Source organism: Siphonobacter sp. SORGH_AS_0500 (assembly GCF_002838835.1).
GTDB lineage: Bacteria > Bacteroidota > Bacteroidia > Cytophagales > Spirosomataceae > Siphonobacter.
On sequence record NZ_NHPP01000023.1, the window covers coordinates 53454 to 69647 of the forward strand.

11 protein-coding genes and 2 pseudogenes are annotated in these 16194 nt (G+C 46.7%); 6 read left to right on the forward strand and 7 right to left on the reverse strand.

Annotated elements, in window-relative coordinates; all coding sequences use genetic code 11:
• Positions 1-105: 105 nt before the first annotated feature.
• The 4 genes and pseudogenes from BWI96_RS19775 (at position 106) to BWI96_RS19790 (ending at position 4554) form a co-directional block, all read left to right on the forward strand.
• Positions 106-1770, forward strand: coding sequence for an ABC transporter substrate-binding protein (locus BWI96_RS19775; RefSeq protein ID WP_106638248.1), 1665 nt, complete (start codon positions 106-108; stop codon positions 1768-1770).
• Between the two features lie 54 nt (positions 1771-1824).
• A pseudogene (hemL, locus tag BWI96_RS19780) lies at positions 1825-3116 on the forward strand (glutamate-1-semialdehyde 2,1-aminomutase).
• A 65-nt stretch (positions 3117-3181) separates the two neighbouring features.
• The gene (locus BWI96_RS19785; protein WP_106638249.1) at positions 3182-4195 is read left to right on the forward strand and encodes a glycosyltransferase family 2 protein; all 1014 of its coding nucleotides are present in this window, start codon (positions 3182-3184) and stop codon (positions 4193-4195) included.
• A gap of 71 nt (positions 4196-4266) precedes the next feature.
• Positions 4267-4554 carry a GNAT family N-acetyltransferase gene (locus tag BWI96_RS19790; protein WP_106638250.1) on the forward strand — a complete coding sequence of 96 codons (288 nt, stop codon included), beginning with the start codon at positions 4267-4269 and terminating at the stop codon, positions 4552-4554.
• Here the strand turns inward: BWI96_RS19790 and BWI96_RS19795 are convergent.
• The 7 genes and pseudogenes from BWI96_RS19795 to hisG form a co-directional block, all read right to left on the reverse strand.
• Positions 4551-5177, reverse strand: a complete 627-nt coding sequence (locus BWI96_RS19795; RefSeq protein WP_232793821.1) for a C40 family peptidase — start codon at positions 5175-5177, stop codon at positions 4551-4553. The genes BWI96_RS19790 and BWI96_RS19795 overlap by 4 nt on opposite strands.
• Positions 5178-5405: 228 nt before the next feature.
• Positions 5406-7510, reverse strand: a pseudogene (locus BWI96_RS19800) (Tex family protein).
• Positions 7511-7643: 133 nt separating this feature from the next.
• Entirely contained in the window at positions 7644-11006 is a 3363-nt protein-coding gene (locus BWI96_RS19805) for an exodeoxyribonuclease V subunit beta (RefSeq protein WP_106638251.1), read from the reverse strand.
• A 416-nt stretch (positions 11007-11422) separates the two neighbouring features.
• Positions 11423-11974, reverse strand: coding sequence for a hypothetical protein (locus BWI96_RS19810; RefSeq protein WP_106638252.1), 552 nt, complete (start codon positions 11972-11974; stop codon positions 11423-11425).
• A 97-nt stretch (positions 11975-12071) separates the two neighbouring features.
• A complete protein-coding gene (gene hisC, locus BWI96_RS19815; RefSeq protein ID WP_106638253.1) occupies positions 12072-13136 on the reverse strand; it encodes a histidinol-phosphate transaminase in 1065 nt (354 codons plus the stop codon).
• Between the two features lie 107 nt (positions 13137-13243).
• Positions 13244-14512, reverse strand: coding sequence for a histidinol dehydrogenase (gene hisD, locus BWI96_RS19820; RefSeq protein ID WP_106638254.1), 1269 nt, complete (start codon positions 14510-14512; stop codon positions 13244-13246).
• Positions 14513-14530: 18 nt separating this feature from the next.
• On the reverse strand, positions 14531-15394 hold the full coding sequence (gene hisG, locus BWI96_RS19825) for an ATP phosphoribosyltransferase (RefSeq protein ID WP_106638255.1): 864 nt from the start codon (positions 15392-15394) through the stop codon (positions 14531-14533).
• A 242-nt stretch (positions 15395-15636) separates the two neighbouring features.
• Here hisG and BWI96_RS23480 point away from each other — a divergent pair, with 242 nt between their 5' ends.
• On the forward strand, positions 15637-15912 hold the full coding sequence (locus BWI96_RS23480; protein ID WP_369804231.1) for a hypothetical protein: 276 nt from the start codon (positions 15637-15639) through the stop codon (positions 15910-15912).
• Positions 15913-15938: 26 nt separating this feature from the next.
• Complete coding sequence (locus BWI96_RS23485; protein WP_369804232.1) at positions 15939-16085, forward strand: hypothetical protein; 147 nt, start codon at positions 15939-15941, stop codon at positions 16083-16085.
• The last annotated feature ends 109 nt before the right edge of the window (positions 16086-16194 follow it).

Consider the following 16194-nt stretch of genomic DNA (forward strand, 5'->3'; position numbering starts at 1 on the left):
GTCGGGGGCTTTTTGTACTTTAATGGCATCTTCTTTTTCACGAAACCTTTTTAGAAATAGCGTCCCTCACTGATCCTGTTCCTATTTTTGCTTAAAGACTTTTTCATGTGTAGAACCATCATCCTTTTTCTGGGAATTTTCTTTACCCTCACCTCCATTGCTCAAACGATTCCTGAGGAGTATCAACAGGCGTATCAGAAAGGCGAGCGGGCCATTCGCGAAAAAAAATACGAGCAGGCCCGTGAATACTTTGCTCCGCTGACTTCCTCCCGTTACCAGAACGAACTCGTTCCGTACAGTCATTACTTCATGGCTCTGGCTTCGCTCAAGAGTAATAAACTTGCGGAAAGTCGCTCCTATCTGCGTCAGCTTGAAACTCGTTATCCCAAATGGAATAAAATTGACGAGGCCCGTTACCTCTACGCCAATATCCTCTTCGAAGAAAAACAATACATCCCGGCAGTAGACGCTCTCAAACGGCTCCCCGACTCCAGAATCACGGAAGATGCCCGCACGATGGAGAATTATTACCTGTCTCAATGCACGGATATTTCCACGTTAAAACAGTTGAATGCCAAGTACTCGACGGATCCTGTTATCGCTGAAAACCTGGTTTACCTCATTCGTAAACGCTCGTCCAGCAAGGCCGATCTGGATTTGGCAGATAAACTCATCAATCGTTTTTCTATCAAGCCCAAAGCCATTGAAAAAGCGATAACGGAGAAAAAGCCTACGGTTAACGTTCCCGCAAAAGGTAAAAAACAGTCGTATAATGTAGCCGTATTATTCCCATTCCGGCTCAATGAATTGGGTACTTCCAACAACTCAAATCAATTTATTATAGACTTATACGATGGCATTCAGATGGCGGTAAAGAAGCTCCAGAAAGAATCGGTTACCATCAATATTCAGGCGTATGAAGTAGATAATTCAGAAGCCAGCATGAAGCGGCTCATTGGAAACGAACCATTTCAGCAAACGGATTTATTAATCGGGCCGCTGTATCCGATTAGTTACGAAATTGCTTCTGCCTGGGCGGCGGAACGGAATATTCCCATCGTTAACCCGATTTCGACCAATAGCTCCCTGCTCAAGAATCTGACGTATTTAACCCAGCCTTCCACCGAATCACAGGCGAAAGCATTGCTCCAATTTGCCAACCGTTTTACGCCTAAAACCACCTACATCACCTATGGTAGCAGTCGTCAGGATTCGTTGCTGGCGGTTACGTATGCATCCCTGGCAAAAGAAAATGGATTTAAAATTCTGGGACTAAAACGCGGATTGAGCGAAACGATTACCACGGATTTAAAAGGACAAAAGCCCGGACATATCCTGGCACTTTACCAGAATTCCGGCCCAAGCGTGATGTCCTGGTATAATAAAAGTACGCTTCCGTCGCCTCTGCTGGTTTCTTATCAATCCTTCAACATGGCAACGGCATCCGCTTACACTTTTAAAGGCCCTCAGGTTTATTTTTTTGACTCCATGTACGCCAACGATGCCGAACCGGTTACGCTGGAATTTCGTCAGCAATACCTGAATACGTATAACCTTTTCCCTTCTACTTATGCTTATCTCGGCTATGACACCATGCTGTTTTTTGGTCGAATGCTGGGGAAATTTGGTTCGGACTTTACAAAAGGTGCCCACAGTCAGGCCTATACAAACGGGTACACACTGGGCGGTTTCGATTATCGGCAATCCAACGACAATCAGAACTTTACGATTCTTAAATTCAGTAACTATCAATTCATTCCCGTCAAATAATAAGCGAAGTACCAGACAGGCAAATGCCTCGGTTACTCTGCTTAGCTCTATACTATGACTAATTCAGAACAACTTTTTCAGCAAGCAAAAGAAGTCATTCCGGGCGGTGTGAACTCTCCGGTTCGGGCGTTCCGGGCGGTGGGTGGTAACCCGATCTTTATTAAATCGGCGAAAGGAGCTATCTGGTCGATGAAGACGATAACACCTACGTTGATCTGATTAATTCCTGGGGTCCGATGATTCTGGGGCATGCCAACGAAATGATTCAAAAAGCTGTTTCGGATGCTGTTCAGCATTCCTTCTCTTTCGGAGCTCCTACGCGTCGTGAGGTAGAAATGGCCGAGTTAATCATTTCGATGGTTCCCTCGATTGAGAAAGTTCGCATGGTTAACTCTGGAACGGAAGCTACCATGTCGGCCATTCGTGTGGCTCGTGGCTTCACAGGTCGCGAAAAAATGATCAAGTTTGAAGGATGTTACCACGGGCACGGCGATAGCTTTCTGATTGCTGCCGGTAGCGGTGCCGTAACCATGGGCGTTCCTGACAGCCCCGGTGTAACTAAGGGGGTAGCCAATGATACCTTAACTGCACCGTTTAACGACCTGACTGCAGTTAAAGCTCTGGTTGATGCCAACAAAAACCAAATCGCAGCAATCATCCTGGAACCCGTCGTAGGTAACATGGGGCTGGTTTTGCCGGAACCTGGTTTTCTGGAAGGTCTTCGCGAACTCTGCGATCAGGAAGGAATTTTATTAATCTTCGATGAAGTAATGACCGGATTCCGGCTTTCAGCTTCCGGTTTCCAGGGCATTACTTCCGTTCGTCCTGATCTGACTACTTTAGGAAAAATCATTGGCGGTGGTATGCCCGTAGGAGCTTACGGCGGACGAAAAGAAATCATGGATTTCGTTTCTCCGGCGGGCCCGGTTTATCAGGCAGGAACGCTTTCGGGTAACCCTATCGCGATGGCGGCGGGTAAAGCCATGTTGACGTACCTGAATGAAAATCCCGGCGTTTATGCCGAGCTGGATCGTATTGGAGCCAAGCTGGAAAATGGATTACGAGCCGGAAACAAGAAAGCTGGGAAAAACTATACGATCAACCGGATTGGTTCGATGTACACGCTTTTCTTTAACGAAGAAAAAGTAACCGATTTCAATTCAGCGAAGGCTTCTGATTTGACGCTTTTCGGAGCCTACTTCCAGGCGATGCTCAAACGTGGTATCTACCTGGCTCCTTCGCAGTTTGAAAGCCTCTTCCTCTCGCATGCCTTGACGGATGAAATCGTAGACCAGATCATAGCGGCTCACGAAGTATCCCTGATCGAAGTATTAGGCGGAGCGTAATTCGTTCAAAATTTCATATACAAAGAAGGGCAAAGCTTTATAGTTTTGTCCTTCTTTCGTTTTCTATGCGTCGTTTTTCAATCATTATTCCCGTTTATAATCGCCCGGACGAACTGGCAGAGTTACTTGAAACTTTAGCCCAGCAAACCTACCCTTATTTTGAGGTGGTCGTGGTTGAGGATGGGTCCCAGATTCGGGCGGAAGCAGTAGCCAAGCTGTTTGCTGCTCAAATGGCGATTCATTATTACGAAAAACCAAACAGCGGACAGGGCTTTGCCCGTAACTACGGCATGCAACGAGCCACGGGTGACTGGTTTATTATTCTGGATTCGGACGCTCTGGTAGAACCGAATTACCTGGAAATTGTCAATCGGGAAATTGATCGGCAAAAGCTGGACTTATTTGGTGGACCTGACCGCGACCATCCCAGTTTCAGCCCCATTCAGAAGGCCATTAGTTACTCCATGACTTCCCTGTTCACAACCGGAGGCATTCGTGGCAAAGCGAAAAATGCCGGAGGAACTTTTCATCCCCGGAGCTTTAATATGGGACTGAGCCGAAACGTATGGGAAGAGACGGGCGGCTTTCGCATTACCCGCATGGGTGAAGACATTATTTTTAGTATCAAAGCCCTTTCTTTGGGCTTTAAAAGTGCCCTGATACCCGAAGCTTTCATTTACCATAAACGCCGCAGTAACTTCCCGGCCTTCTTCCGCCAGTTGAAGTTCTTTGGTCGGGCCCGGATTAACATAACCCGCTTTTTCCCGGATACGTTAAAGCTGGTTCATTTTTTCCCGGCGGCCTTTACCGTCTGGATTTTCAGTTTCCCGCTGCAGCTGCTTATTTTCAAACCCTTGTTTCAACTTTCAGTGCTGGTATTACTGATGTACTGCCTGATGATTTTCTTTGATTCCTGGCGACAGAATAAAAGCATTACAGTGGCAAGTCTCAGTATTCAGGCCGTTTTTGTGCAAATGATTGGCTATGGAACAGGATTTATAAGTGAAGGATGGAAGTACCTGCGTGAACCCAAAGGCACCATTCATACGGGAGAACAAGTAGATTATCCTTCCGCCTGATTCAAAAATATCCCTCACCTTTCAGCGAGGGATATTCAACGTTTTTACTTGAGCATTACCAACTTATCTCTATGGAAATCAAGAAGATAGCCCTTCACCATAACGAAGCTGATCAACAATTTGAGTTACCCCTTGAAAACGACATGGCTATTGTAGCCTACCGCTGGCTGGATGATCAGACGCTGGCACTGGACCACACCGAAGTGCCGGAGCATTACGAAGGACAAGGCGTAGGCTCAGCCATCGTTGAAAAGGTTTTTCAATACCTTGAAGAAAACCAGTTGAAAATGGTGCCGTACTGCCCTTTTATTCGGATCTATCTGCAGAGACACCCCGACTGGGAAAGACTTCGGGCTTAGTCAAGCAGCCGAGTAGCCTTGATGAATCCCCGCTGCCAGTAATCCGCGTACAGGTTATCTTCAATGACCCCGCGGCTACTGGAAGCATGGATAAACATAACCTCCTGATCTCCGTTCACGTGCGTAACTATGCCCGTGTGATTGATTTTGGAGATGGACTTTCCTTTAAAATCGGTATTGAAAAAAACGAGGTCGCCGGGGCGTAAGTCATTCACGTGAATGGTCTGCCCTACCACAGCCTGTTCGGAGGCGGTGCGGGGTAATTTCAAGCCAATCTGTTTGAAACTTACCTGAACCAGCCCCGAGCAGTCTAGCCCCACACTGGTGCCTCCACCCGTACGGTAATTCGTTCCGCCGTAACTTTTCGCCGTGTTGATTAAGTCATTAACGACGTAATTGTTGTAACGAACCGCTTTGGGGTTATACTCCGCTTTTTTAGTCATCGGAATATAAGGCCGGGAGGCCGTATTACTGGAAGCGGTTCCTCCCGCCGAGCGGGCTACGTGACCAGCGTTACCGGCAGCAGGCCGATGTACCGGACGACCAGCGGTCTGCCGGGTGGCCGGAGCTGATCGAGTAGTGGTACGAAATAATTCACAGGAACTAAGTAAAATACTCAGCATACAAAGGAGCGGAAATATCCGAAAACTCATAGGCCGAAGTTTAAGTAAATGATGAAAGCGAATCACAGAACAGGTCTGATTTTCAACTTATTAAAAGTGGTTGGCTTGTAAAAAACTTTGCATAGAAAAGTCTCTTATCGGCTTGAAGGTAATGTTTCAGCTTTGAAAACGACAATTTTTCAAGCATATTTTTCAGATCCCTGAATCCGATAAAAGACTTGTATAAGCTTAGAATTTCATGCTCAGGGCAATCCGTTTGCGGGCTAAATCGACCTCTACTACCTTCACCTGAACCTGTAGTTGTAACTTAACGACTTCATTCGGATCACGGACGAAACGATTGGCTAATTGAGAAACGTGAACAAGGCCGTCTTGTTTTACGCCAACGTCTACAAACGCACCAAAAGCGGTAATATTCGTCACGATTCCGGGCAGAATCATGCCTTCTTTCAAGTCTTCAGGTTTGCGAACGGAAGCATCAAATTCAAATGCAGCCAGAGGCTGACGAGGGTCCCGACCGGGTTTTTCCAACTCAGAGATAATATCCTGTAGGTGGGTAATCCTGCTTTTTCAGTAACGTATTTGGCTAACGATACCTTTTTTCGCTGTTCGGGCTGTTCAATGAGTTGTTTAACGGTAATACCCAGATCTTTCGCCATGTGCTCAACGATGCCATAACTTTCGGGGTGAACCGCCGAGTTATCCAAAGGGTTGCCCGCTTCAGGAATACGAAGGAATCCCGCACACTGCTCAAAAGCCTTACTGCCCAGCCGTGGCACCTTCATAAGTTCTTTTCGGGACTTGAATGCCCCATTCTCCTTGCGATAGGTAACAATGTTCTGAGCCAGCGAAGAACCCAGCCCTGACACATAACTCAGCAAGTGTTTGCTGGCCGTATTCAGGTTAACCCCGACGGCGTTCACACAGCTCTCGACAACGGTATCCAGACTCTTCTTCAAATCGCTTTGATCTACATCGTGCTGATACTGACCTACACCAATGGATTTGGGATCGATCTTTACTAGCTCAGCCAAGGGGTCCATCAATCGCCGACCAATGGACACGGCTCCGCGAACGGTAATGTCTTTATCGGGAAATTCTTCGCGGGCTACCTCCGAAGCTGAGTAAATGGAAGCCCCCTGCTCCGAAACCATAAAAATGGGCAAATCCAGATTTAGGCTTTTGAGGAAATCTTCCGTTTCGCGTCCTGCCGTTCCGTTACCAACGGCTAAAGCTTCTATTCTATGGGTAGCAATGAGTTGACGAATTTTACCTTCAGCTTCTTGTTTTTTATCAAAAGGATAAATCACAGTATCGGCAATCAGGTTACCCTGAGCATCCAGACAAATAGTTTTGCAACCCGTTCGGTAACCGGGGTCAATGGCTAATACCCGTTTTTGTCCCAAAGGTGAAGATAGTAGCAATTGTCGGAGGTTACCCGTGAAAATCGTAATCGCTTCAGCATCGGCCTTTTCTTTGGAAAGCTTGGCAAATTCGTTCTCGATACTGGGCTTAATCAGACGTTTGTAACTATCAGTAATGGCATCTTCGACAAAAGGTTTTGCGGGAGATTGCCCCCGAACGAACAATCGGTCTAGCTGATTAAGAGCATTTTCCTCATCCGGTGTGATACTCACCGATAAAATCCCTTCTTCTTCTCCCCGACGCATGGCCAGCAATCGGTGCGAGGGAATTTTGCGTAGTTCTTCCGAGAAATCGAAGTAATCCCGATACTTGGCTCCTTCGGTTTCCTTGTTCTTTTTTACCTTTGAATAAACGATGGCCTCCCGCTCAAAAACCCGTCGAATGGCTGTACGGGCGTCGGCATTTTCAGAAATCCATTCGGCCATAATATCACTGGCTCCCTGATAAGCCTCTTCCAGCGTCAGAACTTTATCAGTAATAAATTTCTGGGCATTTGCTTCAATGTCTCGTTCACGTTGTTCGAAGATCAGTTTTGCCAAAGGTTCCAGGCCTTTTTCAATCGCAATGCTGGCTTTGGTTTTACGCTTGGGTTTATACGGCAGGTATAAATCTTCGAGTTGAGTTAACGTTGTGGCCTGTTCCAGTTGCTTTCGCAAATCAGCCGTAAGTTTGCCCTGCTCGCTAATGGACTGGATTATACTCTCCCGACGTTTCTCAACCTCCTTAAACTTCTCGTACTGGTCTTTGATATGCTGAATCTGGACTTCATCTAGACTACCCGTAGCTTCTTTCCGATAGCGGGCAATGAAAGGCACGGTTCCGCCTTCATCTAATAATTGAATGGTTTGCTCAACCGAACGAGCCGAGAGGGATAACTGACTTGAGATAAACGCTACTGCGGTATTCATAATGAAGTATTTAGGATTGAAGGAAAGTTAGTTCGTTACAGAATAACCACAGAGTTTCACAATGTTTTACTCAGCGTTACTCAGTGCCAAACTCTGCGTAACGCTGTGGTTCATGATAACAGAAAACGAACCATTAACTAACCTGAACCAATTCGCCGGATTCCAGATAGACGATCCAGCCTTCGATGTGTTTATAACCCATTTCGCGGTAACGACGGGCGTATTTTTTGATTTGATCTTTATGACTATCCCTGGCCTGGCCCGTCTTATAGTCGAGAATAGCGACGGTCTGATCGGGACGAATGACTACCCGGTCGGGGCGAATGACTTCTCCATTGGGCATGAGAATTTCCCGTTCTGATAAAAACTCTGCGGGCATTTCAAAGTAAGGTTTCATTTCTTCCTTGCTCAAAATCCGGTTAATGGCTTCCGTCATTCGCAACACCTGCGTCTCATCCAGTAAGCCCCTTTTCTGCATCCGATCAATTACGATGGGGACATCTTCAGGGGTGTTGATTTCCCGCATGACGATGTGAGCTTTGTTCCCCCAATCCTTCTGCATGGCAAAAGAATCCAGCTCACTTAACCGATCTTTCTGCCGCCGCAGACGCATACTACCCCGGCGATCTTGGGTGATAACTCCCGTAATTACCACCTTATCTTCCTGTTCTTTTTTCTCTGACTTAACTCGCTTTTCCCCCTGTTTGAGTATGTGCGTGCCTTCGCAGGCATTTACATAATCCGAAAAGAATACCCCCACGGTATCTTTTAGTCCCGTTACCTCCCCTTTTTTCGAAAGCTTGGTTTCCATCGAGATATACACCCTTTCGACGGGGCGAGTCAGGGCTACGTATAGTAAATTCAGATTGTCCAGAAAGGTCTGTTCTGTTTCTTTTTCGTAGGCTTCTTTCAAGTGGGTAGCTGCCAGGCGTTGGGAAACCGAAAACGGAGCCACTTTCAAACTACGGGATGGTTTATCATCCGCTGACACCAATGTTAACTCCTCAGCCTCCATGCTTTCCAGATCGCCCCAGATTTCATCCCAGAGGTTATTTTTAAAGCTCCAGTTGGCGTAAGGCAGTAATACAACTGGGAATTCAAGCCCTTTGGATTTATGGATCGTTTGAATCCGTACGGCATTAGCCCCTTCCGGTGAGCTTACGCAAAGCTTGAACTTCTGCTGCTCCCAGTCGAGTAAGAAATCACTTAAATGGCCGCTTTTTCGCGTTGAAAAATCCTGTACATAATCCAGAAAACGGAATAAATAAGCCGCTTGATCGGGTTTATCAAAGAGTTTGAACCGAGCAATTAACTCCTCACAACTTTCAAACAGACTGGCTTTCTGCATGAGAAAAGCATTGAGTTGGGTGCTGGCTACTTCCTTCGGTAAATCAGCTATTTTTTCCAATTCCTTTTCCCTTACCCAGGTCCAGAACGCACCCATATCCGGTGCTTCCACCATTTGGCGAATGCGGGTGTTTACCTGTTCTTCAGGAACCTGCCCCTGAATTTCCTTGAGGAATAAATAGGCCGCTTCATATTTGGCCAGCGGCTGATCGGGCGTATTCAGTACTCGTAAAAAAGCAATAACCAGGTTAACCACTGGTGAGGCACTGACCAATAAAGAATCCGCCGAGATTACTCGAATCCCTTGGGAGGTCAAGGTATCGGCTAGTTCACGAGCGTGTTTGTTCTTTCGACAAAGGATCGCAATGTCTTTATACTCATAACCGTCGGCAAGGCATTCCGAGATTTGGTTCAGAATAAACTCGGGCGTGGCTGATCTCTCACTATCCAGAAAATCAATTTGCACATGGCCGCCACATTTGGGGTTATCGGGTGCTTTTTGAACGTAAGCACTGTAAATTCGAGGGGTTACCTCCCAATCTGCTGGCACCTGGTTAGCCAGGATATGTTTTAGAATGTCGTTATTAAAATCTATAATTTCCCGACAACTCCGACGGTTAAAGTCCAGCACCTGAGGCACTAGCTTACCTTTAATCGTTAAAAGTCGGTCGCCCACGTTCCAGTTAATCTCATTGCCAGCGGGTAACATGGGCGTAAGGTCTTTACCTTCGTGCAAATACACCAGTTGCTCCATTTCTCCACCCCGAAAACGGTAGATACTTTGCTTGGCATCACCTACCACAAGATTATAGTAATCGGCGGATAAACTATTGTCAATCAGCGGCATAAAGTTGAGCCACTGAAGCTGGGAAGTATCCTGGAACTCATCAATCAGGATATGATGAAACTTCTCGCCGAGGCGTTCGTAGAGAAACGGAATCGGTTCTTCCAGGACAATATTCAGAATGGACTGATTGAACCGGGAAATGTGAATTTGCCCGGAATGATCTTCAATGGCCTTGACTTCGTCGGATAACTGCTTGAGCAAGGCCAGTTTATGCAAATGTTTATCAATTTCCAGACAGAGGGTGTACTTCTGAATCTGGGATTCGTGCAGTTGTATTAGCTCTCGCCCCACCACTTCCAGCTCCGATTCAATGGTTTCAAAACTGGACAAGATGGGTAAAGCGACTTTGGCCTTCAGCCAGTTTTGCTCCCGACGAACGACGGAATAAAGACGGCTGGAAATTCCTTCGGCAAACGTTTTATGGCCATCCCGAATTTTCTGGAGAAAACCCGCCGCCCCGTTGGCTCCATAACTAAAATCGGCAATGGATAAAGTTGCCTTTTCTTCAATTAACTCTACCGCTACTTTCCCCAAACGCCGATACTCGGTATCCTGGCAGGCACAATAGTCCCGTATTTTCTTTCGAATTTCCCAGAAATCGGCTATGCTTAAATCTTCCAGTTTCTTTAAGGCATCGCGGTGCTTATCGTCCAGTATTTTTTTTCCGACGGATAATAACTCCGTTTGAAGCGACTTCCAGCTCTTCCCCTGATCGGCTAGTTCTGCCACTAATTCTTCCAGCACCAGCGTTAACTGATTAAACTCCGACTGGCCTACTTTGGAAAGTAACTGCTCCACACCAGCCGCCACCAGTACGTCCGATTCGAGGCTTACTTCGAAGTTATAAGGAATGCCTAATTCTTCCGTAAAAGCGGATACTACGCGTTGCGTAAAACTGTCGATGGTCGATACCGACAAGCGTCCATACTGATGGAGTAACACCTGAAAAGTCTGGGCGGCCCGTCGTTGTAATTCTGCTTCGCTGATCCCCGCACCCGTGATAGGATCCGTGATTTCGACCAATAGTAACTCCCGCAAAGCCTTTACTTTTTTCTGACGGGCGGGGTCAAGATCCTGATACTTTTTTAAATCCAGCAAGGTATCCAGAATCCGCTTCTTCATTTCGTGAGCGGCATCGTTGGTAAAGGTTACCGCCAGAATATGCTGAAAGTAATACGGACTGAATTTCCATTTTCCCTCTTCTTCAAGATCAGGATGATCGGCTAGGGCAAGCTTTAAAAATTCTTTCGTTAGCGTGAAGGTCTTTCCAGAACCAGCAGAGGCAGCATAGATGGTAAACATTAATGAAGAAAAAAGCAGGCTGAGCCTGCTTAGCTTGTATGAACTATGAATTTACAATGCTTTCCTACAATTCCTGTTACTTTCTCTTGAAAATCTTAGAGACTGTCTAAAAATGATATTTCAAATAAATAGGTATAGGAAGCTGTGATGTACACAGTTTAACCAGAAATTTTAGTTATTGAAATGGTAAAGACGCGATAAAGTCGCGTCTGGCTGGGGGATGGAAAGAACCCCGCCACGGCTGGTGTCTTACCAGTCATTTATACGCAACTGTGTTTGGTGAGACACCAAACATGGCGTCAAGGTAACAAAACCGCCTCTTACCCAGACGCGATAAAGTCGCGTCTCTACTTGGGCCGTGGTTTTATCCAACTGGTTCCTACAATAAGGCAGGTTCCTACCTGTCTAACCTAATATTAGAAATTAAATCGGGTTCCAATACCAGCCTGCACGTGCATGAATGCCGGAACGGGAATCACTTCCAGGTACAAACCGGCATCGACGAAGATAGACAAGGGCGACTGAGGCAGGAAGTATTCTACACCAGCCAAACCACTCGCTCCAATACCCGTCCGGTTTTCGTAACCATTAATCACGGCCAGACGTTCAGGGTAACTCCGGCGACTGGTTAGCTGACCACCAAAGCCGTAATAAGCCTGAAAGTTTTTTCCTTCGTTGTCCGTGTGAAAGATATAATTGGCACTTAAGGCCCAGCCTGTATTCTTGAATCTGCCGTGTGGGCCATACTTACGGTTACTGCCCCAAAGCATTCCGTACGTACCAAAGCTTAGATCCAGACCACGGTTGTTTCGGGTATAAATACGGGCATTCAGGCCCAGAGGTTCTCCTACTTTAAAGCCAACCGCATACTTGCGTTGGGGAGAGGTGTTGATTTCCTGGGCTTTACTTTCAAGGGAAGAAGTAACCAAGCCTAGGGTTACCAATGCAGAGATAATGAATGCTTTCATGGACCAATTTGATAGGTGATTCGGCTGGAGGAAACCTTGCATACAGTGAAGGAGACCCGAGACAGATCTCCTTCACAACACACAAGCAAAACTAACATTAACTATGGACAAGCTCCCGAGCAAATTGTTGTAATGATTGCATCAATACATCATCTTCCTCCTGAGTGCCGACCGAAATTCGGAGGCAATTGTCGCAGTGTTTGACTTTAGAACGATCTCTAACGATAATTTTGTGTTCAAGCAGGTAAGAAAAAACAGCCGCCGAATCCTGAAACTTGACTAACAGTTGGTTAGAGTCCGTCGGAAATACGTGTTCAACATTCGGCAGGGCTTCCAGACGCTCGCGTAACCGCGTACGGTTCACGGCAATTACTTCCACCATTTCGTTTTTCTTCTCGACATGATCCAGGGCTTCAAGTAACAACCGCTGGGTCATGCTACTGATATTATAAGGCGATTTGATTTTGTTCAGCAGAGCAATGATCGCTTCGCTGGCAAAACACATCCCCACGCGTAAACCAGCCAGTCCCCAAGCTTTGGAGAACGTCTGTAACACCACCAGATTAGGATATTGATTGAGTAAAGGAACCATGGTCGCATCGGCAGCGAAGTCAATATAGGCTTCATCCACCACCACGATACACGACGTTCCTTCAATAATTCGCAAAATATCCTCCCGACGCAGCAGGTTGCCCGAGGGATTATTAGGCGAACATAACCAGATAATCTTGGTATGCTCTTCTACCGCTGCCAGAACGGCATCCACATCAATCTGGAAGTTGGTAGTTAAAGGCACTTTTTTTACCGCCACATTCTGGATATTGGCCGAAACCTCATACATCCCGTACGTAGGTGGCAGAATCAGAATATGATCTTCTTTTGGCTCAGCAAAAGCCCGAACCAAAAGGTCAATGGGCTCATCAGAGCCATTTCCTAATAAAATCTGACTCGTACGAACGCCTTTGATCGGAGCCAGTTTCTCCTTTACCGCCCATTGGTACGGATCAGGATAACGGTTAAAATTTTCATTAGTCGAAGAACCCAGCGGGTTTTCGTTGGCATCCAGAAACACGCCTTCTTTGCCACTATACTCGTCCCGAGCGGAAGAGTAAGGCGTCAAAGCCAGCAAGTGCGGACGTATTAGTTTTTCTAGAATAAACATGTTCTGTTTTCAGTTTATAGTTTTCAGTTTACAGTGCTACCTGCCAGGTTTACTGAAATCATTTTTTAATGACTAAAAACTGAAAACAGAAAACCGTCAACTGAAAACTAGCCCAACTCTTTCAGTCGAATTTCTACGGCTTTTTTGTGGGCGTCGAGGGACTCGGCGGCGGCCATTTCCATGATGGTAGAACCGATATTTTTCAGTCCTTCCTGCGAAATGGATTGTACCGTAATTTTCTTCACGAAACTATCCAGCGAAACACCGGAATACGCCCGGGCGTAACCGTTCGTAGGTAAGGTGTGATTCGTTCCCGAAGCGTAATCGCCCGCAGATTCTGGCGTGTAATGACCCAGAAAAATTGAACCTGCGTTGGTAATTTCCTCGGATAAAGCCTCGGCATTTTCTACGGACAGAATCAAGTGTTCTGCCGCGTAAGCATTTAATAAATCAAGGGCTTCACGTTCGTCTTTTACCAGAATGGCTTTAGAGTTTTCGAGAGCCGGCGTGGCAAAATCTTCGCGGGGTAACTCCCGAACCTGCTTTGTTACTTCCTCCATACTACGGGTTAATACTTCTTCTGAAGTAGAAACCAGTAATACCTGACTGTCTTTACCGTGTTCTGCCTGTGATAACAAATCAGCCGCAACAAAAGCGGGATTTGCGGATTCATCGGCAAATATGGCGACCTCACTCGGGCCAGCGGGCATATCAATCGCGATACCTTCTTTAGCCACCAGCATTTTCGCTGCCGTTACAAACTGATTCCCCGGCCCGAAAATCTTATATACCTGAGGGATACTTTCTGTGCCGTAAGCCATGGCCGCAATGGCCTGGGCTCCTCCGATGTTATATACCCTGGTGACCCCCACCAGCTTGGCCGCGTAAAGAATGGCGGGGTGCTGACTGGGTGAGCATAAGACAATCTCCTTACAACCCGCCAACTGAGCCGGAATGCCCAACATCAGCACTGTGCTAAATAAGGGAGCCGTGCCGCCGGGAATGTAAATTCCAACTTTCTCGATGCCGATTGATTTACGCCAGCAGGTCACGCCGGGCATGGTCTCAATCTTCTCGGGTAACTGCCGTTGGGCTGAGTGGAAGGTAACAATATTGGAAGCCGCCTGCTGGATGGCTTCTTTCAGTTCGGCAGAAAGCAGATGTTCGGCCGCTTCTATTACGTCCAGAGGAACATCCAGACGATCCAGTTGAACCTGATCAAATTTTAATGCGTATTCCCGCAGGGCTGCATCGCCATGATCCCGGACGTGCTGCAAAATGGGTTGAACCAACTGCTCAATCTGAGCCATTTGCTGCACCGGACGAGCTAAAACGGAGCCCCAGGTTTCCGGTTCGGGATAACGAATAAGTTGCATGAGTGTATGCGTTCGAAACTAGTAAATCATCTTTTCAATCGGCACGACCAGAATTCCTTCGGCTCCGGCCAGACGCAGGGCATCAATTTTATCCCAGAAATCTTCTTCGCTTAATACCGAATGAACAGCAGACCAGCCTTCCGTTCCCAACGGAACAATGGTTGGAGCTTTCATGCCGGGAAGCAGAGCCGTAATGGCATCAAGCTTCTCATTAGGGGCATTCAGTACTACATATTTATTATTCTTGGCTGTCTGAACGGCCTGAATACGGAACAGCAATTTCGAAAGAATCGCCTTCTTCTCTTCACTGAGCGAAGTATTGGCAATCATTACCGCTTCCGAACGGAAGATCACTTCCACTTCCGAAAGGCCATTAGCTAGTAACGTGCTGCCGGAAGAAACGATATCACAAACCGCGTGGGTCAAGCCTATGCTGGGAGCGATTTCTACCGAACCACTGATTTCGTGAATTTCGGCTTCGATTTCGTTCTCTTTCAGGAAGTTACCCAGAATGACGGGGTAACTGGTGGCGATGCTTTTGCCATGCAAGTCTTTTACCCCTTCATAACTATCGCCGCGAGGGATAGCAATGGATAAACGGCATTTAGAGAAACCTAACTTCTTGGCGATGTCTACCTTACGTCCAGTTTCTACCTGTACGTTTTCGCCCACAATTCCGATATCGGCCACGCCGTCTTCTACGTAACCGGGAATATCATCATCCCGAAGGAAGAGAAATTCAGCGGGGAAATTGCTGGCAGTGGTCTTGAGTTTTCCGGCTTTGGAATCGAACTTGATTCCACATTCTTTAAATAAGGAAAGAGAGTCTTCGCTGAGGCGACCGGACTTTTGAACGGCTATACGGAGGAAATCCTGGCTCATGAGTAAATACTAAAGCTCCGGGCATCAGCTCGGAATACGTACGATTTAGGTCCCAAAATTAGCTATTCGTACGGAATAAGACTCATCGAACGAAGATTGTTTGGCAGGATTTGTTCGATTAGGGAGCTACTGCTGCATTGAGAGCCAGAATCGGGCGGCCTTTGGGTATATAACTCTTTTCTTCTTACTTCGCAAAAGTGAAAATGTCTTTCCTTTTTTAACGCCCAGGCTTTACTAAAACCATGATTACGTTTCTGCGAACCAATTCTGAAAACTCCGATTTCCGACTGTTAATTAAAGAACTCGACGCCTATCTTGCCATCACCGATGGAGAGGAACACGCGTTTTACGATCAATACAATAAAGTTGATTCTATCAAAGAGGTTATCGTCGCTTATGATGAAAATGAACCGGTAGGTTGTGGAGCTATTAAGGCCTTTGACGAGCAATCTGCTGAAGTAAAACGAATGTTCGTGAAGGCCGACGCCGCGGCGAACGGATTGCTCCTCAGATTTTAACGGAACTGGAAACCTGGGCAAAAGCATTGGGGTATGAATACTGCGTACTGGAAACGGGAAAACGCCAGCAACCAGCTATTGCTCTTTATACCCGTAGTGGCTACCAACCCATTCCTAACTACGGTCAGTATATAGGCATGGATAATAGCGTTTGCATGAAAAAAAATCTGTAGAAATGCGATGAGATGGCGTCTAGTCGGGCGATAGGAATAATCCCCGCCGTGGCCTGGTGTCTCACTAGCCATTTGTACGCAAACTTGTGGATTGTGAGACGACCAATCC

What these genes read in the sequence shown, in the direction of transcription:
- BWI96_RS19775 (WP_106638248.1), top strand. Translation starts at nt 106, where the DNA reads ATGTGTAGAACCATCATCCTTTTTCTGGGAATTTTCTTTACCCTCACC.
- BWI96_RS19785 (WP_106638249.1), top strand. Translation starts at nt 3,182, where the DNA reads ATGCGTCGTTTTTCAATCATTATTCCCGTTTATAATCGCCCGGACGAA.
- BWI96_RS19790 (WP_106638250.1), top strand. Translation starts at nt 4,267, where the DNA reads ATGGAAATCAAGAAGATAGCCCTTCACCATAACGAAGCTGATCAACAA.
- BWI96_RS19795 (WP_232793821.1), bottom strand. Translation starts at nt 5,177, where the DNA reads ATGCTGAGTATTTTACTTAGTTCCTGTGAATTATTTCGTACCACTACT.
- BWI96_RS19805 (WP_106638251.1), bottom strand. Translation starts at nt 11,006, where the DNA reads ATGTTTACCATCTATGCTGCCTCTGCTGGTTCTGGAAAGACCTTCACG.
- BWI96_RS19810 (WP_106638252.1), bottom strand. Translation starts at nt 11,974, where the DNA reads ATGAAAGCATTCATTATCTCTGCATTGGTAACCCTAGGCTTGGTTACT.
- hisC (WP_106638253.1), bottom strand. Translation starts at nt 13,136, where the DNA reads ATGTTTATTCTAGAAAAACTAATACGTCCGCACTTGCTGGCTTTGACG.
- hisD (WP_106638254.1), bottom strand. Translation starts at nt 14,512, where the DNA reads ATGCAACTTATTCGTTATCCCGAACCGGAAACCTGGGGCTCCGTTTTA.
- hisG (WP_106638255.1), bottom strand. Translation starts at nt 15,394, where the DNA reads ATGAGCCAGGATTTCCTCCGTATAGCCGTTCAAAAGTCCGGTCGCCTC.
- BWI96_RS23480 (WP_369804231.1), top strand. Translation starts at nt 15,637, where the DNA reads ATGATTACGTTTCTGCGAACCAATTCTGAAAACTCCGATTTCCGACTG.